The organism is Anaerococcus martiniensis (genome assembly GCF_043187485.1).
Classification (GTDB): domain Bacteria; phylum Bacillota; class Clostridia; order Tissierellales; family Peptoniphilaceae; genus Anaerococcus; species Anaerococcus martiniensis.
On sequence record NZ_CP171106.1, the window covers coordinates 369,274 to 389,375 of the forward strand.

Here is a 20,102-nt window from a genome sequence, read left to right on the forward strand (position 1 = left end):
TTAAACGAAGACTATATCTTTTATATAAAGGCAAAAATAATAGTGGTGACCCTACCGGGATTCGAACCCGGGATACCACCGTGAAAGGGTGGTGTCTTAACCGCTTGACCATAGGGCCTTATAAGTATAGTTTTTGGTGACCCCATCGGGATTCGAACCCGAGAACCCGCCGTGAGAGGGCGATGTCTTAACCGCTTGACCATGGGGCCAAATTTAATAGGTCAACCATATCTAATATAAAAATGGTAGCGAAGGACGGACTTGAACCGCCGACACTTCGGGTATGAACCGAATGCTCTAGCCAGCTGAGCTACTTCGCCATAAAATAAATTGGTTGCGGGAGCAGGATTTGAACCTACGACCTTCGGGTTATGAGCCCGACGAGCTACCAAACTGCTCCATCCCGCGATATATTATTCCTCGGCTCCGCCTGCGGTATTTCGTGCTTAGGCACGACTCCTCTAGAAGCCGGAGGGGCTAATTATGGCGCTCAGGGTGGGACTCGAACCCACAACCTACCGGTTAACAGCCGGGTGCTCCACCATTGAGCTACCTAAGCATATATTTTTTATACTTAATATATTTTTTGTATCCATGTAATACTCTACTAGCCATAGTGGCTAGTATGTATTAGATGTTTAGCGACTTCCTACTCTACCGGGAGGTCACCCTCCGAGTACCATCGGCGTTAGTAAGCTTAACTTCTGTGTTCGGTATGGGAACAGGTGTATCCTTACTGCCATCGTCACTATATTATGACCTAACCTCAATGGTTAAGTTTTTGTTTGAACCTTTATCTTGTCTTTAAAACACGCCGTAAATTCTACTCAAGCTGCTTAATGCACCTTGAACAATTCTGGCGGCTGACCTACCATCCATTTTACTTCATAAAATGGGGTTAGGGACAAGCAATAGCAGACAATATTTCCAGTCAAGATTTAAAGTTTAGTATCCATTAGCTTAATGCATTACTGCACTTACACCTTGGACCTATCTAACGTATTTTCTTTACGTACTTTTAGAAATCTTATCTTGAGGGTTGCTTCGTACTTAGATGCTTTCAGTACTTATCAATTCCATACTTAGCTACCCAGCTATGCTCCTGGCGGAACAACTGGTACACCAGTGGTATGTCCATCCCGGTCCTCTCGTACTAAGGACAGGTCCTCGCAAATTTCTTACGCCCACGCTGGATAGGGACCGAACTGTCTCACGACGTTCTGAACCCAGCTCGCGTGCCTCTTTAATGGGCGAACAGCCCAACCCTTGGGACCTACTTCAGCCCCAGGATGAGACGAGCCGACATCGAGGTGCCAAACCTCCCCGTCGATGTGGACTCTTGGGGGAGATAAGCCTGTTATCCCCGGGGTAGCTTTTATCCGTTGAGCGATGGCCCTTCCATGCGGTGCCACCGGATCACTAAGTCCGTATTTCTACTCTGCTTGAGCTGTATCTCTCGCAGTTAAGCTCGCTTTTGCCTTTGTACTCTACGAATGGTTTCCGTCCATTCTGAGCGAACCTTTGAACGCCTCCGTTACTTTTTAGGAGGCGACCGCCCCAGTCAAACTGCCCAACTGACAATGTCCTTTGCCCTGATTAAGGGTCAATGTTAGAATTTTGATATTAGAGGGTTGGTATCCCAAGGATGGCTCAGCGCACACTGGCGTGCACGTATCATCGCCTCCCAACTATCCTGTACATCTAATCTCAAAATCCAATATCAGCCTACAGTAAAGCTCCACGGGGTCTTTCCGTCCTAGCGTGGGTAAGTCGCATCTTCACGACTACTACAATTTCACCGGATCCTTTGTTGAGACAGTGCCCAAATCGTTACACCTTTCGTGCGGGTCGGAACTTACCCGACAAGGAATTTCGCTACCTTAGGACCGTTATAGTTACGGCCGCCGTTTACTGGGGCTTAAGTTCTAGCCTTCGCATTCGCTAAGCCTTCCCCTTAACCTTCCAGCACCGGGCAGGTGTCAGCTCCTATACTTCATCTTACGATTTTGCAGAAACTTGTGTTTTTGGTAAACAGTCGCTTGGGCCTGGTTTCTGTGGCCATATCGCTATGGCTCCCCTTCTCCCGAAGTTACGGGGACATTTTGCCGAGTTCCTTAACAAAGGTTCTTCCGCGCGTCTTGGTATTCTCTACCTCCCTACCTGTGTCGGTTTTGGTACGGGCGCTTTGGTCTTGATAGTGACTTTTCTTGGCAATTTGAAATCGGCTACTTCTCTACTCATGTTTTCGATACCTATCACACATTGACCTTGGGATTAGCGGATTTGCCTACTAATCAGTCTTTGTGCTTAGACTGCCTTCCATCGGGCAGCTTAGCTTATCCTCTTGCGTCATCACTTCTCTAATAGCGACTTTAAGCGGTACAGGAATATAAACCTGTTATCCATCGGCTACGCCTTTTGGCCTCGCCTTAGGTCCCGACTTTCCCTGAGGGGACGAGCCTTGCTCAGGAGTCCTTGGGGTTTCGACGGGAGTGATTCTCACACTCCTTCTCGCTACTCATGCCAGCATTCTCTCTTGTATTAAGTCCACGCCTGCTTTCGCTTGGGCTTCTTCCCTAATACAATGCTCCTCTACCACTGATAGAGTATTTAAAATTGCTGGTAAATACTTTGACGTTTTAACCAGTTACATATATTAATATATGCGATTGTTTTCGGTGATAATCGTAGTTTCAACTTACCTTTTACTTGTGATTTTGCGTAATTAATTAGTTGATAACTCGTTTATCTTGATTGTATTGTTAATATTTCCGTCTAAGTTTTACCTTTTTCTCATTATTTTCTTAGGTTGATGAGCGCCGTAACTTTCTTGCCAATCGAGCTTTGCTCTCTTGGGAAAGTCTGACGGCTGACCTACCTGCAATTTATTTCATAAATTGGGTTAGGTCTAGCAATTTTAAATTCTCTATCAATCCGAAGCTTCGGTACTGAATTTTAGCCCCGTTCATTTTCGGCGCAAACCCACTTGACCAGTGAGCTATTACGCATTCTTTAAATGTATGGCTGCTTCTAAGCCAACGTCCTGGTTGTCTTAGTAGGTTCACATCCTTTTCCACTTAATTCAGATTTTGGGACCTTAGCTGTCGGTCTGGGCTCTTTCCCTTTCGACTTAGGAGCTTATCCCTCTAAGTCTGACTCCATGATCTGATTTTTTGGCATTCGGAGTTTGATAGGCTTTGGTACGGTAGACCGCCCTAGGCCAGTCAGTGCTCTACCTCCGCAAATCTTTAATCATAGGCTAGCCCTAAAGCTATTTCGAGGAGAACCAGCTATCTCCGGGTTCGTTTGGTTTTTCGCCCCTATCCACAGTTCATCCGATGCGTTTTAAACCGCACCCGGTTCGAGCCTCCAGTGAATTTTACTTCACCTTCACTCTGACCATGGATAGATCACCCGGTTTCGGGTCTATCATATCTAACTTTCGCCCTATTAAGACTCGCTTTCGCTTTGGCTGCATCTCTTAAAGATTTAACCTTGCTTTATATGATAACTCGCTGGCCCATTCTACAAAAGGTACGACATCAGGCTGTTGCCCTCTGTCTGCTTGTAGGCACAAGGTTTCAGGTTCTATTTCACTCCCCTTTCGGGGTTCTTTTCACCTTTCCCTCACGGTACTTGTTCGCTATCGGTCACATGTTAGTATTTAGCCTTAGGGGATGGGCCCCCTATCTTCACAGCAAATTTCTCGTGTTCACTGCTACTTGCCCCCACAATATATTTTCTTTTGCTTACAAGACTGTCACTTTCTTTGGTTCATCTTCCCAAATGATTCTGCTAAAAAATATATTTCTTACTGGGTTGGGCTTCTTTCTTTTCGCTCGCCGCTACTTGGAAAATCGAGTTTTCTTTCTTTTCCTCCTGCTACTTAGATGTTTCAGTTCGCAGGGTCTTACTTCGCTATGGCTATGTATTCACCATAGGATGACTGTGTCTTCCACAGCCGGGTTTCCCCATTCGGAGACCTAGGGGTCATTGCTTGTTGTGAGCTTACCCTAGTTTTCGTTCACTTACGTCCTTCTTCGTCTTCATGTGCCAAGGCATCCACCTTGCGCCCTTTCTTTCTTGACTGGAAATATTGTTTGCTATTTAGTTTTAAGCTTAAGCTGAGTGAGTTCGAAATCTTTGATTTCGAATTATTTTGAATTCTGTCATTTTTAATGGCAGAGGCAAAATAACGCTAGTACTTTTTTGTACTATTTTACTTCAGTTTAAGTGGTTCATTTATTGGTATAAGTTTAACTTTACACCTTTTTTTTATCAATTTCTAATAGTAATACGCCGTAGCTTTCTAGCCAATCGTGCTTATTCGCACTCTTGGGAAAGCCTGACGGCCGACCTGCCATCCATTTGCTTTGCAAATGGGGCTAGGTCTTGCTGGTGGACCTGAGTAGACTCGAACTACCGACCTCACGCTTATCAGGCGTGCGCTCTAACCACCTGAGCTACAGGTCCATGCAATTAATTAAGTAACAATTTATTTCTAATAGATAGAGAATAACGTATCATTCTCTGCCTGGCTAGTGGGTTTTCTTTTCTCATTAATGAGACGTCCTAGCCACGGTTTGCTTCGCAAACTTGTGTCTAGGATGAAAGATGCAGCATCTTCCACCCACCAGGCCGGGCTTCCTTAGAAAGGAGGTGATCCAGCCGCACCTTCCGATACGGCTACCTTGTTACGACTTCACCCCAGTTACTGACCCTACCTTCGACTGCTGCTTCCTAAATGGTTCGCTCACAGGCTTCGGGTATTGCCAACTTCCATGGTGTGACGGGCGGTGTGTACAAGACCCGGGAACGCATTCACCGTGGCATTCTGATCCACGATTACTAGCAACTCCAACTTCATGCACTCGAGTTGCAGAGTGCAATCCGAACTGGGACAGGCTTTTTGAGTTTTGCTTAACATCGCTGTCTTGCTGCCCTCTGTACCTGCCATTGTAGCACGTGTGTAGCCCAAGTCATAAAGGGCATGATGATTTGACGTCATCCCCACCTTCCTCCGGTTTGTCACCGGCAGTATTGCTAGAGTCCCCAACTTAATGATGGTAACTAGCAAAAGGGGTTGCGCTCGTTATGGGACTTAACCCAACATCTCACGACACGAGCTGACGACAACCATGCACCACCTGTATTTCAGTTATCCGAAGATATAGGCTCTTATCTCTAAGTGCTTCCAAAATATGTCAAGACTTGGTAAGGTTCTTCGCGTTGCTTCGAATTAAACCACATGCTCCGCTGCTTGTGCGGGTCCCCGTCAATTCCTTTGAGTTTCACACTTGCGTGCGTACTCCCCAGGCGGAGTGTTTAATGCGTTAGCTGCGGCACCCAGATTTACTCCAGACACCTAACACTCATCGTTTACGGCGTGGACTACCAGGGTATCTAATCCTGTTTGCTACCCACGCTTTCGTACCTCAGCGTCAGTTAATGGCCAGAAAGTCGCCTTCGCCACCGGTATTCCTCCTAATATCTGCGCATTCCACCGCTACACTAGGAATTCCACTTTCCCTTCCATTACTCAAGGTCCCCAGTTTTAGAAGCTTACTATAGTTGAGCTATAGCCTTTGACTTCTAACTTAAAAACCCGCCTACGTACCCTTTACGCCCAATGATTCCGGACAACGCTCGGTCCTTACGTATTACCGCGGCTGCTGGCACGTAATTAGCCGGACCTTATTCGTATAGTACTGTCATTTTCTTCCTATACAAAAGATTTTTACAACCCGAAGGCCTTCTAAATCACGCGGCGTCGCTGCATCAGGGTTTCCCCCATTGTGCAAAATTCCCCACTGCTGCCTCCCGTAGGAGTCTGGGCCGTGTCTCAGTCCCAATGTGGCCGTACACTCTCTCAAGCCGGCTACTGATCGTTGCCTTGGTGAGCTGTTATCTCACCAACTAGCTAATCAGACGCAAGTCCATCTTACACCACTAAACATTTTGACCAGATTATCATGCGATTGTCTGGTTTCATAGGGTATTATTCTCCGTTTCCAGAGGCTATCCCCTTGTGTAAGGCAGGTTACTCACGCGTTACTCACCCGTTCGCCACTAATCCATTCATTTTCATTCCGAAGAAATCTAATGAGTTTCATCGTTCGACTTGCATGTGTTATGCACGCCGCCAGCGTTAATCCTGAGCCAGGATCAAACTCTCATGAAAAATATTTGGCTACTATTTTAAATAGTAGATTTTAGTTTTATTCATAAAAGCTTTTTGATTCAAGCTCTTTTCATTTACACTGATTTTAAAATCAATGCGTGATTTATTTTTATCCTTTTCTATATTATATAGATAAGAATCATTTTCTCGGCCGTTCCGTCCTGCGACCACTCCGTGGAGGGTCCTCTTCTGGCCGGACAGGCCTAATTTTTGGTTACTCAAATTAATTGCTAAAGTTTAATTACTATTTTATTGTCTCATCAAATATATATTTGATGGATGACTACCCATTTTTAGGATAAATCATCAGGTTCTTTGTCGCTTGTTAACGACAAGATATATAATACCATGGTATTTTATCCTTGTCAACACTTTTTTTAATTATTTATTACTTTTAATATTTTTTGTCCAATATTAGCCCAGGCTAACGTTTGTATTTCATCGTTTACTTCATCTGTAAATAAATTTTTATCTAGCCTTTTAATTTGCTTTTCTATGTTTTGGCTAAGTCTTTCTACATATGCTGGTATATCTTCTTTGACTGGTTTGTCTACATCATAGATTCTTGGAAGTTTTGTAAATTCTATTAGATGATTTTCTTTTATTTTATCTCCCACTAGATTATAGAGACCCTCTATTTCACTTGTTACTACTAATTTATGACAAGCTAATGCCTCTATTGCAATCAATCCTAGGGCCTCAAAGTATGATGGCAATACAAAGATATCTGCATGTCTTAAAAGATTTGCTAATTTCATCTGATCAAGGGCATGGCAAATTACTAGTCTTGGTGAATGATTGGATAATTCTTTCATTTTGTGGCAAGATTCTAAATCTGCATTTCCTACCATATGTAGCCTTATCTCTGGATACTTTTTTTCTAGTATTGGTAGAGTTTGTACTAGTTCAAATACACCTTTTGACTGGCTGATTTTTCCTGCATAGACAATATCAATAGTATTTTTCTTAATTTTTTCTTCTGGAGGATAAAATACTTTTTCATTGTATCCGCCACCTACGTTGTGGATTTTTTTCTCATCTACATCTAGTAAATTTATTATAGCTTCATCTTCTTGGTCAGTAACAGTTAGCACATAATCTAAATCTTTTATGTGATTTAGTCTTTTTAAAAATTTGTTGTGTTTTTTTACTTGTCTGATGTCTGTTCCGTGGGAAATGCCTACTACTTTTGTGTCTTTGAATATCTCTCTAACTAAATCTGTTATAAAAAACAGATGGTGGCTTATGACTATATCGGGTTTAAATTCTGCTTTTATTTCTAATAGCTTTCTTCTGAAATTGTCTAAAAGAATATCGATTTGTGCATCGCTCATTTGGCTATAAACTGTTGAATCATATGGCATTAAATCGCTCATCCCACAAATTCTAAAGGGCATAGATTCGGTATTATAGTAAATGGGCTTTAAAATGTCTGCCTTTACTTTGTTATCATAAATTTCTTCTGTGCCAAAAACTGCAGCATTTTCTATGCTTAGATTATTTAGGCTATCTATAAGATTTGTAAAATATACTCCACTGCCGGTTTTGGCTGGAAGTTGGGTTAGTACGTGTAATATTTTCATTTTATCTGCTCCATTTGATAAATAAGCTTAATTGGATCACCAATTTTTTTGTCAAAATTGTCGTTTAATAACAAAACTTTTAGTTTATTGTTTGCATTTTCTACAAACAATTCTATGGTGCTACCCATGAATATGATGTCTTTTATTATGAATTCTTCACCATAATCTGAAATTTTAACTTTCTCGGGCCTTACAAATGTATTACCTATTATATTTTTTTGACCTACAAAGTCTAAGCTTTTTTTATTGGCTGGGTTGTTATAAATTCTTTGTGCCGATCCCTGATCTATGATTTTGCCTTGGCTAAGAATTATAACTTCATCAGCCATCTTAAAAGCCTCGCTTTGATCGTGGGTTACAAAGATTGTTGTTAAATCAAATTCTTTGTGAATTTTTCTTATGTCTAATTGCATCTTTTCCCTGAGTTTTTGATCTAGGGCAGAAAATGGCTCATCCATCAAAAGCAATTTTGGTTTTACAACTAGGCTTCGAGCAAGCGCAACCCTTTGCTTTTCTCCACCAGAAAGAGCAGCAGGTTTTCTTTTTTCATATCCCTTTAGACCAACCATTGCAATAGTTTTATAGGCTAATTCTTTTTTCTCATTGGCATTTAATGATTTTTGATTGAATTTTAGCCCGTACATCACATTATCTAAAACAGTCATATGGGAAAATAGGCCTAGGGATTGGAAAACAGTAGAAACTTTTCTTTGGTTGGCTTCTAGCTTTGAAATGTCTTCGCCATCTAAAATTATCTCTCCCTCATGATCAACGAAGCCGCCTATTGAATGAAGGATTGTGCTTTTCCCAGAACCAGAGGGTCCCAATAGGCACAAAAATTTTCCCTTTTCTAAATTTATATTTATATTATCCAAAACCTTATTTAACCCATAATTCTTGGATAAATTTTTAATTTCTAAATACATGGGCTAACCTCTCTTTTAAGCTACCATTTCCAAAAATCCAATTAACTAATACATTAAATATAAGGCATATGACCATAATTAAAAGTGCAATTACCGAACCTTCTCCATATCTGCCACTATTTATAACATCAAACATAACTAGAGTTAGCAGTTTCTTGCCTGGGTAGACTAAGAAAATAATTGACCCAACAGTTGTCATAGTTGTTGTGAAAGAATTTATCATAGAAATACGCAAGGATGGTTTAATATTTGGTATTATGCCGTCCTTAATTTCATAAAAAGTATTTGCACCTAGGTCTCTTAAAGAATTTATCATATCTGTATCAATTGATTTCATAGCGGTATTGCCCACCCTACTTGAAAATGGCAATTGTTTAAATAGTACATTTAAAACTACAATTGTACTTGTCCCGATAATCATAATAGGAGGAGATTTAAAATAAAGTAAGTAGCCTAAACCAAAAAATGTACCTGGAATTATATAAGGCATATTTGAGATTAAATCGATTACTTTCATAAACTTACTTTTTTTAATTATTAAATAATATCCAATAAGCATACCAATCAGAGTTCCAATAAGGGCTGAAATTAATGAATATCCTATAGATCTAAGCATGGCATCGTTAATATAATTTTTGGCACGGGATAAATTATCCAAAGAAAATACCAAAGTTCCTTTTTTCATAGTTGTAAAGGCGCTTAAGATAATTGAAAAATAAAGGCTTACTAGTAATAGCAAGATTAAAATCCCTATAAATTTAAATAATTGATATACAAATCCCCTTCTTTGAACATGGATTTCAGAAAGACTATTTGGATTTGCTGTTGAGGATTTTTCTTTATTTAAAAAATTTACTATCAAAAAAACTATAATAATTGGAACTAATAGCAAAACATTTAAAACACTGGCCTTGGACAAATTTCCATTTGCAATTACTTCAAAATATGATTCTAAGGCTAAGACATTAAATTTGCCTCCAATAATAGATGGTGTGGCAAAATCTGACATTGATTTAAAAAAACTAAGTAAAAAAACTGTAAAAATTCCATTTTTTAGCTGAGGTACTAATATATCCAATATTATTGAGTTGGTATCTGCACCAAGGCTCCTTGCAGAATTTATTACATCATTTTCCATATTTTTTAGATATCCCAGCAAAATTAAGCAATTTAGAGAAATAAATGATAAAGTTTGCATAAAGATTACTCCCCACATATTGTAAGGATTTATGGATAGATTGAGTAAATTGTGGGTAATGAATCCTCGGCGTCCAAATAGGGTAATATAGCTTAAGCTTGTTACAAATGGCGGGCTGATAAGGGTTAGTAAAAGGATAAAATTAATTATTTTTCTATATTTTTTGCTAGTTAGGTATGTAAAAACCGCCAGCATTGTTGATAAAATAACAGAAAATATTGAAGTCAGTATTCCCATTTTTAAGGAATTTGCTAAAAGATTTTTATTTGCCAAAATATCTTTATAATAGCTAAAGTCAAGACTTCCATTAATAATAAAACTTTCCTTAAATACGCTCACAAAGGGCAGTAATATAAAAAATATTACCGCCAATGCCAAAATAATTTGTATTAAAATGTCAAAAAAATTAATTGTCTTTGTTTTTTTCATAATATGTACATATAAAATAAACCAAGGCTAGGCCTTGGTATTATCTTATTCTTCGCTAGCTTTGTCTCCAGCAATTTCTTTGAATTTGTTTAAGATTTCTTCTCTTTCTGATCCAAATGTTGAAAGGTCTTCCTCGATTAGTTTATCTTTTGGTAAGCCTAAATCTAATCCTTCAATGTCTGGAACTATCAGTTGGTTTGTATCTTTTCCATCAATTTCTGCAATCATATTTTGAGCTTTTTCGCTTAGCATAAAGTCAATGAATGCTTTTGCTATGTCAGCATTTTCGCTATCTTTAAAGATTGCAACTCCTTCTGGAACCCAAGGAATTCCATCTTCTGGATAGATTACTGTTAGACCATAGTCTTCTGCTGCATCAAATGCTTTTTGGTCAACTGGGATAATTCCAATTCCAAATTCGCCTTGAGCTGTTTTTTCTTGAGGATCTTTTCCTCTTTTTGAGTAGAAATCAATGTTGTCATTAATTTGTGAGAATAATTCCCAACCTTCTTCTTTGCCATATAGGTCTAAAAGTCCTTTAAGGGCTGCGTAGTTTGTACCAGAAATAGCTGGGTTTGACATTATAACTTCGCCTTTGTATTTTGGATCTGCTAGGTCTTTCCAAGTTTTTGGGGCTTCTAGTCCTTTTTCTTCAAGGATAGAATTATTTACTACAAATCCTACAACTGTAAGTCCTTTTGAAAAGTAGTATCCATCTTCATCTTTGTATTCTACTGGAAGTTTGTCAGTCATTTCTGATTGATATTGTTCTAGTAGTTGGTCATCTTTTGCTGCCATAAATGCATCAAGACCACCACCGAACCAAAGGTCGGCCATAGCTTTACCTTCAGCTTTTGTTCTAGAAATAACTTCTCCACTTGACATTGATAAAAATTCTACACCTGCACCAGTTTCTTTGGTAAATTCTTCAAATAATGGAACATATGAGTCACTTGTTGCAACTACATTTAATGTTCTTCCTTCAAAATTTGGAGCTTCAGCTACTTCACTTTCTTCTTCAGATGCCTCTTCTTTTACATCTTCTGTTTGTTCTGTTTCTTCAGTAGCTTCTTCTACTTTATTCTCTTCTTCTACATTTTGCTCAACAGCTGTTTCATTTGTTTGAGATTCTTCTGTTGGTGCTTCACTAGTTCCACAAGCTGTAAGTGCAAAAAGTGCAGCAAGTGTAAAAGAAAACTTACTAATAAAATTACTTTTCATATTTCCTCCTTAATAATATTAGTAAGTTTATTATATATTATATTTATTTTTATTCAAAGATTAGATTAAATATTGGGTCTATCATTAAGATTTATATGGCAGTAACCTGTAGGATTTTTTTCTAGATAATCTTGGTGGTAGTCTTCTGCAACTACAAAGTTTTTTAGTTTTTCCACTTCGACTTTTATTTCTTTATCTTCTTTCTCTTGTTTTTTATCTAAAAAATTTTTAGCCTTTTTTAAGTCATCTTCATTTTTAGAATAAATTCCTGTTCTATATTGGCGACCCCTATCATTGCCTTGCTTGTCAATTGAAAATGGATCAATGATGTAATATAAATATTCTAAAAGTTTTTCTAAAGATATTTTTTCATCATCGTATTTTATTTCTACTGTCTCTGCATGGTCTGTGAATTTAATTTCTTGGTAATTAGTTTGATCACTTTTACCATTTGCATAGCCGACCTGTGTATCTAGTACCCCATCAACTTCTTTAAAATATGCTTCTACTCCCCAGAAGCATCCACCTGCTAAATAGATTTCTTTAATCATTTTTTCCCCCTTAAATAATTGGTACGGTTAACACTTCTTGTTCTAAAACTCTTAAGTGATATTGAAAAGGAACTGGCTAATAAAACTCCAAACGATATGGATCCTGCAACAACAATTGTGCTATAAAAACTTGCTATGGCCAAGTCTGATTGATTGTTTACAAAATAGCTCATGGTATTATAGATTCCCTCACCAGGAACTAGGTTAATAATCCCTGGGATTATGAATACTGAAGCAGGATATCTTAGTTTTTTTGCAAGCATTTCTGATACAAATGTTATGCTTAAGGCTGATAGGAATACTGCAATGTATTTGCTACCAGTTGAATCTATTACAAATTTAAATACTATCCATCCCATGCCGCCATTTATAGCTGAAACCAAAAGGGTTTTTATCGGAGCTGAAAATACTATGGCAAATCCAACTGTTGACATTATTGCTGCTATAAATTGTAATAAATATGACATTTAGAATAACCTCCATATAGAAATAGGTGTAGCTACTCCAACAGCAAGAGCAATTGATATTAAAATTGCCATAGCTGTTCCTGTTATACCACTTAAAGCATCCCCACTCATCAAATCCCTAACTGCATTTGTAAGCATAATTCCAGGTACAAATGCCATCATACCACTGATGATAAGGATATTGATACTTACTGGTGTAATTTCATTTACTAAAAGAGCTGATAGAGAAAGTATCATCCCATAAAGGAAGTGGACAACAAAAAAGTTTATTTTCTTCCTTTCTAAAAATAAAGAAAATCTAAAGGCTAAATACCCAATCGCAAAGGATGAGATAATTTCTATTATATTTCCTCCAAGCAGAATCGAATATGACCCAGCTGCTATTGTCGCTCCAAAAACTCTAAGAGGAGTTGGCATACTTTTTTCTTTTTTTATCATGGCAATTTCTTCAAGGGCTTCGTAAAGCGTATACTTTCCAGCTGTAAAATTTCTTGAAAATGTATTTACCTTATCTACATAAAATAAATTGTTGCCACGGTTTCTTACCCTACGCATATTTGTGTGGATCTCGCCCTTATAAGAAAATGAAATTATAATTGTATTAAAAGTTGAAAATACATCCACATCCTTAATGGATTTCTTTGATCTGATTATTCTTTCAACAGTATCTTCTACCCTATATATTTCAGCACCATTTGCCAGCATCAAAGCCCCCGCTGATGCTGCAATTTCTGAAAGTATTACCGCTTCTTTCAGAGAAGTAATTTTTTCATTAGTCATCTTCTATCCTTTTCTAAAATTATGTTCTATAAATAACTTTGCTTATATTTTTTAATATTTTCCTCAGTCAAAAACTCATAAGCCTCATTTACCTTAGTAAACATTTCTGTTGCACCTGGATCCTTATTTATGTCTGGGTGATATTTTTTGGCAAGCTTTCTATAATTTAGCTTAACTTGGTAAATATCAGTATCTACACTAAGGCCAAGTATCTCGCAAGCTTCTTCATATTTTTCCTTAAAACCGATGTTATTTACACCAGTGTATCCAGAATATCCGCCTTGATTGTATCCTTGATTATAGGTTCTTGAATTTTGATAACCACCAAAGTTTCTAACAAATTCCTCAAAACGACGATTCATTTCTTCTTGTTGACGACGGGCTTCTTCTTCGCGCTGACGTCGACGCATTTGCTCTTGCTCATATTTATATTTATTTGAATAATCAGAAATGCTTTCGTAGCCAACCTTTTGACCGGTAATCATGGTATCTGCCCTATCATACATCCATTCTGTAAGGGTGTAGTTTATGTATCTTAAAAAAGAAATAAATTTTGGTCCCAAAATCGGTATAAAAATTACCGCAAAAATAAAATACATTACTTCTTTTGGTAACAATAAAGGAATGATTGGGAAAATAAATATAGTTGAACAACCAAATACAAATATCATAAATAGTAATTGCCTAATTCCTTCAAAGGTTACAACTATAACATTCATAATATTAATCAATACATTAAAAAATGTACCTAATCCTGTTGCAAGTCCGTGTAAGATTTTTCCTAAAAACTTCATAATTTTTCTCCATTCCCTAAAATTATATCAAAGTTTTTAGTTTCTTTAAAATAAAAAAAGAATGGTTATAAAACCATCCTTTTTATCCAAATAATTCCTGGTTGTTACTATTATATAGATTGTAGTAAATTCCTTTTTTATCCAAAAGTTCTTTGTGATTTCCACGTTCAACTATCCCATCATAAGTTAAAACTAAAATCTCATCTGCATTTATAATTGTAGATAGTCTGTGGGCAATTGTTATTGTTGTTCTCCCTTTGGATAAGGTTTCAAGAGATTTTTGGACAATTGCCTCGCTCTTATTATCTAAAGCACTTGTTGCCTCATCTAAAATAAGAATTGGTGGATTTTTTAGAAATACTCTGGCAATAGAAATTCTTTGTTTTTGGCCACCAGATAATTTCACTCCACGTTCACCTATATGAGTATCCATGCCCATTGGCAAGTCTTTTATAAATTCAGTTGCGCCTGCTAGGGCTGCTGCTCTTTCAATTTCTTCATCACTTGCATCATCCTTACCATAGCGGATATTTTCTTTTACTGTTCCACTAAATAAATAAACATCTTGTTGGACAATACCGATATTATCTCTAAGGGAATCTAGTGTTAAATCTTTAATATCAACACCATCTATTTTTATAGAGCCCTTTGAAATATCATAAAATCTAGGTATTAATTTTGAAATTGTAGTCTTACCAGCACCTGATGGACCAACTAGGGCAATATTTTCACCAACATCTACAGAAAAATTAATATTTTCTAGGACGTATGGATCATCTTCCCCAGCCTCAGGATATTTGAAGTAAACATTCTCAAAATCAATCTTACCTTTTACATCTGTTAGCTCATTTGCACTTTCATGATCAAAGATAGAATTATCCATCTCCATAACTTCTGTAAATCTTTCTATACCAGTAGTACCAGCTTGAAATACATCAGTGAAATTTATAAGTCTTTCGATAGTTGTAACTAGCATATTTAAATACATAGTAAAGGCAATTAATTCACCAGGACTAATTTGCCCGTTAATTACAAAAAATCCACCAACAAAAATCAAGATTGCATACATAAGTCCAGCAAAGGCTTCATTAATCATGAAAAATCCAGCCATATCAAAATACCTATCTTTTTTAATGTCTACAAATTTGTCATTATTTGTTTGAAATTTGGATTTTTCTATATCTTCATTGGCAAAAGATTTTACAACAGAAATACCTAAAAGAGTATCTTCCACACCAGAGTTGATGTCCCCAATTTGTCTTTTAACTTCCATGGTAGCCTGTCTAAATTGCTTTCTTTTTTGGCTTGAAACTACAAACATAATTGGAATTATAATATATATTATTAAAGAAAGTTTCCAATTTATGGTTAGAAGAACTACAAATGATAAAATTAATTTAATGGCTCCAACCAACATTTCTTCAGGCACGTGGTGGGAAAATTCTGTAATATCAAATAAATCTGTTGTAATCCTACTCATCAAAGCACCAATACGGGCATCGTTAAAAAATTCTGTGTCCATGGTTAGCAAATGATTAAATACATCTGCCCTCATATCTCGTTCTATTTTTGCCCCCATTATGTGGCCTAAAGACTGCATAAAATATCTTGCAGCTACTTCAATTATTTTTGTAACTGTATATACAATTCCTACTTTTACCACACGGCTTGCATCAAGTAATCCTAATTGGGCCCAGTCTGTTAAATTTGATAGCAAAAGTGGCAAAACTAATTGAGAAACTGTGGTCAATGCTGATGCAAACAAGTCAGCAAAAAGTATATTTTTATATGGATTATAGTAGGGTAAGAATTTTTTAATCAAATACTTATTACTATAAGTTTTTTTCTGCATAAATCCTCCTTTATTAAAATCAAATAATATTATTATTGTACTCTTTTTTATAGATAAATCTTAGCAAGTGTTATTAATATATATTTTATTAAACGCATAAAAATTTTACACAAAGTTTACAATATTATATAAATTTTATAATACTCATCTTATATAATAATTTTGAAAAATTTTATGGAGGTTTTTATGAAAAAAAATAATAAATTAGTTTTGGCCCTAGCTATCGCAAGTGCAAGTGCTGCAATTTTTCCAATTCAAAATACATATGCAGCAGAAGATACCGCAATTTTAGAAAATGAAAATGTAATTGTAGAAAGCAAAGAAGTTTATGATGATGCCAACATTTATGAAACTGAACTTACTTCTACTACATATGCAGCAGATAATTACTTTAATTTCACAGATGATGAAGTAACTTTTCCTAAAAATGAAGCAAACGTAAGAGAAAAAGACGGCACAAACAAATTTAACAGAGCTACAGAAACTGACAGAGAAACTTTCGGAGAAGATAAAAACGTAACAGATATTGACCCAGAAGTTGCAAAAAAACTTGAAGAAACAAATGGTGAGTACGGCAAAAAAAATGGCGAATATGCAAATCACAATCTAAAAGCAATCACTACTCCAATTAAAAATATCGTTGTAAATAACGGTAATAATGAAAACGAAATTGCTATCACATGGTTTGCCACAGGTGATGTTACAGAATCAAAATTAGTTTTTGATGGAAAAGAATATGCTCCAACAAGAGCGAGAAAAACTGGTGATAAAAATGGATACAGCACTTATACTGCTATTGTAAATATCATACCTGGTAAAACTTATAATTATTATGTTCAATCAGGATCATACAAATCAGAAACATACACACTAAAAACCAAAGCTCTTGGAGAAAATAACGAATTTAAAGTTGCTTACTTTGGTGACCCTCAAATAGGATCTGGAGATAGTGTTTGGGATTCAAAAGGACTTTACAAAAACTCTCAAGCAAAAGTAGACCAAGATAAGATAGACTTTGCAAAATCAATTGACAAAGCTCGTGAAATGGATCCTCATTTTTATCTTTCAATGGGAGATAACGTTGAAATCGTAAACTACGAAGGTGAATATGACTATTTCTTAGATAATGATTTATTTAAAGAAAGAGTATTCTCTACTGTTGTTGGAAACCACGAAACATACGTAGATGATAAAGCTGGCAGCCAAAGAAACACTGTTTTTTCTGACCACTTCCACCTACCAAACGAATCAAAGTTAGGCTCAATTTCTAAAGTAAACGAAGATGGCACTCCATTCTACGTTTCTGGAGACTACTATTATTCTTATGGGGACACACTTTTCTTAAATATTAACTCAAATGTAAATGATTCTAAAGAACACGAAGCATTTATCAAAGATGCAATTGCAAAAGCTACAAAAGAACGTGGCAAAAATTTCTCATGGAAAGTTGTATCATTCCACCACGCTCCATATTCAACAGCAACCCATACCTCTGATGATGATATTCTTCAAAGAAGACATGAACTTGTTAGAATCTTTAATGAAAATGGAATTGATATTGTACTAAACGGCCATGACCACATTTATACAAGAACTGGCCAAATGATAGCAGGTGAACAAGTCTTAAGCTTTGAAGATGCTTATGGTACAGATCCAAAAAATGAAAATGCTGGCATCAAAGATGGATTCTCAAAAACTTACAACAATAGAGTTTATAAAGACAATAAAGTTGTAGTTGATGGTATAAAACTAGATTATAACCAAAAAGAAGTAACAAACCCACGTGGAACACTTTTCTTAACAATGTCTACATCAGCAGGATCAAAATTCTACAACCCAATTGGAGAAGACCAATGGTTTGTAAATAGAAGTTTAGATGATAGAAGCCAATTATTTTCATCTCTAACATTCTCAAAAAATATATTTAATATTAAAACTATGAACCCATATGGCGAAATCGTAGACTTCTATACAATTAACAAAACAGACGAATTTATCAACAATCCTCTATTACAAAAAGAAGTTTCAAAAGCAAAATTAGAAGCTTCTATCCAAAAAGCTGAAGCTTACAAAATCGTTGATACAAAAGAAAATTTAGACCTTTACAACGATGCAATCAATAGAGCAAAAGAAGTACTAAACGCTAGCTACACAAGCCAAGAAGAAATTGATGCAGCTATAGAAGTACTTAACACAAGACTTTCAAACTTTAACTACCAAGCTGAAAATATAGTTGATGGCAAAAAACCAGCTAAAGAAGTAAAAGGTGAAAAAGCACCAAAAGCAGCTAAAAAAGAAAGTAAATCCGACAAAAAAGAAGATAAAAAATCTGATAACCCAAAAACAGGTGTAGCTACACTAACAGGAGTTTATGCAACTCTTTCACTTGCTGCAGCAGGTTTATTTGCAACAAAAAGAAAATAATAAATAAGAACAAAAAAACAAACTCAGAATCAAAACTGAGTTTGTTTTTTTAGTGTTTGTTTACATATTAGCAGCTTTTTCTAGCCATTCTTTATCTTCTGGATCTGCAGAATATCTTTCTTTTTTATCAAGACTAGCTAGAGCATGCATATCATCTTCAGATAGGTTAAAATCAAATAAATCTATATTTTCGTAAATTCTTTCTTCATGTGATGATTTTACTAAAACCATAACCCCTCTTTGGATATTCCATTTTAGGGCAATTTGTGCTGGGGTTTTTCCATATTTTTCTCCCAAGTCAGCTAAAACATCCTCATGTAATAAATTTGACTTACCCTGAGCAAGTGGGCCCCAAGCTTGGTGTAAAATTTTATTTTCTTTTAAAAACTCATGTGTATCTTTATCTTGCAAGTGCAAGTGACTTTCTAGTTGGTCAAGAACTGGTAAAGTGCCTTCTTTCAACAATTCTGACATTTGGTCAATAGAAAAGTTGCAAACACCAATGCTTTTTATTATTCCTTGGTTTTTGTAATCATTAAGAACTTTCCAAGCTTCTCTAAAATTATCTCCATACCAGTGTAAAAGTGCTACATCAAGGTAATCCACACCTAAATCTTTTAAAGATCCCTCGATTGATTCTTTAGCTTTGTCAGAAGAATACGCATTTGGCCAAACTTTTGTAGCTATTTGATAATCTTCACGATTTTTGCCATAGGATTTTAAATATTTTCCTAAAAGATCTTCATTTTCATAAAATTTTGCTGTATCAAAATATGTGTAACCAGCCTTTAGGGCAGTTTCTATGGCTAGGTCCATTTCGCTTTCTTCTTTAATTTTAAATGTACCAAAACCAATTGCAGGTACTTTTGTGCCGTCATTTAATGTAAAATAATCCATAATTTTCACTCCTTTTGATACATATATACCCTACTGTGTTATAATTTTAGTATGAAAACAGTTTTAATTACCGGTTCTTCTAGGGGCATAGGCGCTGCCATTGCTAGAAGGCTAAATGATGAGTACAAAATAATAATTAATTACAACAAAAGTAAAGATAAAGCCATGGAGCTTTTGGATGAGCTAAGATCTACAAATCCAAATGTTATCGCCCTCAAGGCTGATGTTTCTGATGAAAATGAAGTTGAAAATATGTTTGCTATAGCAGAAAAAAACTTTGGCCATGTTGATATTTTGATAAATAATGCTGGCATTTCTCATTTTTCTCTTATCCAAGACATTGACTTTGATACTTGGAAAAATGTTATAAATACAAACCTTAATTCAGTTTTTTTAAATAGTAAGCGTGCCATTCCAAATATGATTTCAAATCAGTATGGAGTCATAATAAATATGAGCTCAATATGGGGAGATTTTGGAGCTAGCATGGAAGCTCTTTATTCAACAAGCAAGGGTGGGATAAATACTTTTACAAAGGCCATGGCAAAAGAACTTGCCCCTTCTGGCATCAGAGTAAATGCAATAGCCCCAGGTATTGTTGATACGGATTTGATGAGAAATGATTTTACGAAATCAGAACTTGAAGATCTAAAAAAAGAAGTTTCTATAAATAGATTTGCAGAAGCTTCCGAAATTGCTGGTCTTGTAAGATACTTAATTTCTGATGAGGCATCTTATATTACAGGAGATATTATTCATATCAACGGGGGTTTTTATTAAAAAATGCACCTAATCTAAG

The 20,102-nt window shown here is 36.2% G+C and carries 12 protein-coding genes, 6 tRNA genes and 3 rRNA genes; 2 read left to right on the forward strand and 19 right to left on the reverse strand.

Annotated features, from left to right (window positions below):
* Positions 1-43: 43 nt before the first annotated feature.
* The 18 genes from ACF3NF_RS01925 to ACF3NF_RS02010 all read right to left on the reverse strand — a co-directional run bounded on the left by ACF3NF_RS01925 (position 44) and on the right by ACF3NF_RS02010 (position 15,982).
* Positions 44-118, reverse strand: a tRNA-Glu gene (locus ACF3NF_RS01925).
* A gap of 16 nt (positions 119-134) precedes the next feature.
* A tRNA-Glu gene (locus ACF3NF_RS01930) sits at positions 135-209 on the reverse strand.
* A 34-nt stretch (positions 210-243) separates the two neighbouring features.
* Positions 244-320 (reverse strand) — tRNA-Met (locus ACF3NF_RS01935).
* Between the two features lie 11 nt (positions 321-331).
* Positions 332-408: transfer RNA gene (locus ACF3NF_RS01940), tRNA-Met, on the reverse strand.
* Positions 409-484: 76 nt separating this feature from the next.
* A tRNA-Asn gene (locus tag ACF3NF_RS01945) sits at positions 485-559 on the reverse strand.
* A gap of 77 nt (positions 560-636) precedes the next feature.
* A 5S ribosomal RNA gene (gene rrf, locus ACF3NF_RS01950) occupies positions 637-753 on the reverse strand.
* Between the two features lie 174 nt (positions 754-927).
* Positions 928-4,089 (reverse strand): 23S ribosomal RNA (locus ACF3NF_RS01955).
* 307 nt (positions 4,090-4,396) lie between these two features.
* Positions 4,397-4,473: transfer RNA gene (locus tag ACF3NF_RS01960), tRNA-Ile, on the reverse strand.
* Between the two features lie 179 nt (positions 4,474-4,652).
* Positions 4,653-6,181, reverse strand: a 16S ribosomal RNA gene (locus ACF3NF_RS01965).
* The 16S, 23S and 5S rRNA genes sit together here with 6 tRNA genes alongside, the layout of an rRNA operon.
* A 377-nt stretch (positions 6,182-6,558) precedes the next feature.
* Positions 6,559-7,764, reverse strand: a complete 1,206-nt coding sequence (locus ACF3NF_RS01970) for a glycosyltransferase family 4 protein (RefSeq protein ID WP_394023737.1) — start codon at positions 7,762-7,764, stop codon at positions 6,559-6,561.
* The gene (locus tag ACF3NF_RS01975) at positions 7,761-8,690 is read right to left on the reverse strand and encodes an ABC transporter ATP-binding protein (protein WP_394023739.1); all 930 of its coding nucleotides are present in this window, start codon (positions 8,688-8,690) and stop codon (positions 7,761-7,763) included. The genes ACF3NF_RS01970 and ACF3NF_RS01975 overlap by 4 nt, the downstream gene beginning before the upstream one ends.
* Entirely contained in the window at positions 8,674-10,161 is a 1,488-nt protein-coding gene (locus tag ACF3NF_RS01980; RefSeq protein ID WP_394023741.1) for an ABC transporter permease, read from the reverse strand. The genes ACF3NF_RS01975 and ACF3NF_RS01980 overlap by 17 nt, the downstream gene beginning before the upstream one ends.
* A gap of 201 nt (positions 10,162-10,362) precedes the next feature.
* Positions 10,363-11,538, reverse strand: coding sequence for an ABC transporter substrate-binding protein (locus tag ACF3NF_RS01985; RefSeq protein ID WP_394023743.1), 1,176 nt, complete (start codon positions 11,536-11,538; stop codon positions 10,363-10,365).
* A gap of 65 nt (positions 11,539-11,603) precedes the next feature.
* Positions 11,604-12,089 (reverse strand): peptide-methionine (S)-S-oxide reductase MsrA, encoded by a 486-nt coding sequence (gene msrA / locus ACF3NF_RS01990; RefSeq protein ID WP_394023745.1) that lies wholly within the window; start codon positions 12,087-12,089, stop codon positions 11,604-11,606.
* Positions 12,086-12,556, reverse strand: coding sequence for a threonine/serine exporter family protein (locus ACF3NF_RS01995; protein WP_394023747.1), 471 nt, complete (start codon positions 12,554-12,556; stop codon positions 12,086-12,088). The genes msrA and ACF3NF_RS01995 overlap by 4 nt, the downstream gene beginning before the upstream one ends.
* Positions 12,557-13,336: a threonine/serine exporter family protein gene (locus ACF3NF_RS02000; protein WP_394023749.1), complete on the reverse strand. Its 780-nt coding sequence runs from the start codon at positions 13,334-13,336 to the stop codon at positions 12,557-12,559.
* A 26-nt stretch (positions 13,337-13,362) separates the two neighbouring features.
* Complete coding sequence (locus ACF3NF_RS02005) at positions 13,363-14,130, reverse strand: J domain-containing protein (RefSeq protein ID WP_316043781.1); 768 nt, start codon at positions 14,128-14,130, stop codon at positions 13,363-13,365.
* Positions 14,131-14,212: 82 nt separating this feature from the next.
* Positions 14,213-15,982, reverse strand: coding sequence for an ABC transporter ATP-binding protein (locus ACF3NF_RS02010; protein ID WP_394023751.1), 1,770 nt, complete (start codon positions 15,980-15,982; stop codon positions 14,213-14,215).
* A 186-nt stretch (positions 15,983-16,168) separates the two neighbouring features.
* Between ACF3NF_RS02010 and ACF3NF_RS02015 the strand changes: the two genes are divergently transcribed.
* The gene (locus tag ACF3NF_RS02015; protein ID WP_394023753.1) at positions 16,169-18,406 is read left to right on the forward strand and encodes a metallophosphoesterase family protein; all 2,238 of its coding nucleotides are present in this window, start codon (positions 16,169-16,171) and stop codon (positions 18,404-18,406) included.
* Between the two features lie 60 nt (positions 18,407-18,466).
* Here ACF3NF_RS02015 and ACF3NF_RS02020 read toward each other — a convergent pair whose 3' ends face one another.
* Positions 18,467-19,303 (reverse strand): aldo/keto reductase, encoded by an 837-nt coding sequence (locus ACF3NF_RS02020; protein WP_394023755.1) that lies wholly within the window; start codon positions 19,301-19,303, stop codon positions 18,467-18,469.
* Between the two features lie 51 nt (positions 19,304-19,354).
* Here ACF3NF_RS02020 and ymfI point away from each other — a divergent pair, with 51 nt between their 5' ends.
* Positions 19,355-20,083, forward strand: coding sequence for an elongation factor P 5-aminopentanone reductase (gene ymfI, locus ACF3NF_RS02025; protein WP_394023757.1), 729 nt, complete (start codon positions 19,355-19,357; stop codon positions 20,081-20,083).
* Positions 20,084-20,102: the final 19 nt, after the last annotated feature.

What these genes read in the sequence shown, in the direction of transcription:
- ACF3NF_RS01970 (WP_394023737.1), bottom strand. Translation starts at nt 7,764, where the DNA reads ATGAAAATATTACACGTACTAACCCAACTTCCAGCCAAAACCGGCAGT.
- ACF3NF_RS01975 (WP_394023739.1), bottom strand. Translation starts at nt 8,690, where the DNA reads ATGTATTTAGAAATTAAAAATTTATCCAAGAATTATGGGTTAAATAAG.
- ACF3NF_RS01985 (WP_394023743.1), bottom strand. Translation starts at nt 11,538, where the DNA reads ATGAAAAGTAATTTTATTAGTAAGTTTTCTTTTACACTTGCTGCACTT.
- msrA (WP_394023745.1), bottom strand. Translation starts at nt 12,089, where the DNA reads ATGATTAAAGAAATCTATTTAGCAGGTGGATGCTTCTGGGGAGTAGAA.
- ACF3NF_RS01995 (WP_394023747.1), bottom strand. Translation starts at nt 12,556, where the DNA reads ATGTCATATTTATTACAATTTATAGCAGCAATAATGTCAACAGTTGGA.
- ACF3NF_RS02000 (WP_394023749.1), bottom strand. Translation starts at nt 13,336, where the DNA reads ATGACTAATGAAAAAATTACTTCTCTGAAAGAAGCGGTAATACTTTCA.
- ACF3NF_RS02005 (WP_316043781.1), bottom strand. Translation starts at nt 14,130, where the DNA reads ATGAAGTTTTTAGGAAAAATCTTACACGGACTTGCAACAGGATTAGGT.
- ACF3NF_RS02010 (WP_394023751.1), bottom strand. Translation starts at nt 15,982, where the DNA reads ATGCAGAAAAAAACTTATAGTAATAAGTATTTGATTAAAAAATTCTTA.
- ACF3NF_RS02015 (WP_394023753.1), top strand. Translation starts at nt 16,169, where the DNA reads ATGAAAAAAAATAATAAATTAGTTTTGGCCCTAGCTATCGCAAGTGCA.
- ACF3NF_RS02020 (WP_394023755.1), bottom strand. Translation starts at nt 19,303, where the DNA reads ATGGATTATTTTACATTAAATGACGGCACAAAAGTACCTGCAATTGGT.
- ymfI (WP_394023757.1), top strand. Translation starts at nt 19,355, where the DNA reads ATGAAAACAGTTTTAATTACCGGTTCTTCTAGGGGCATAGGCGCTGCC.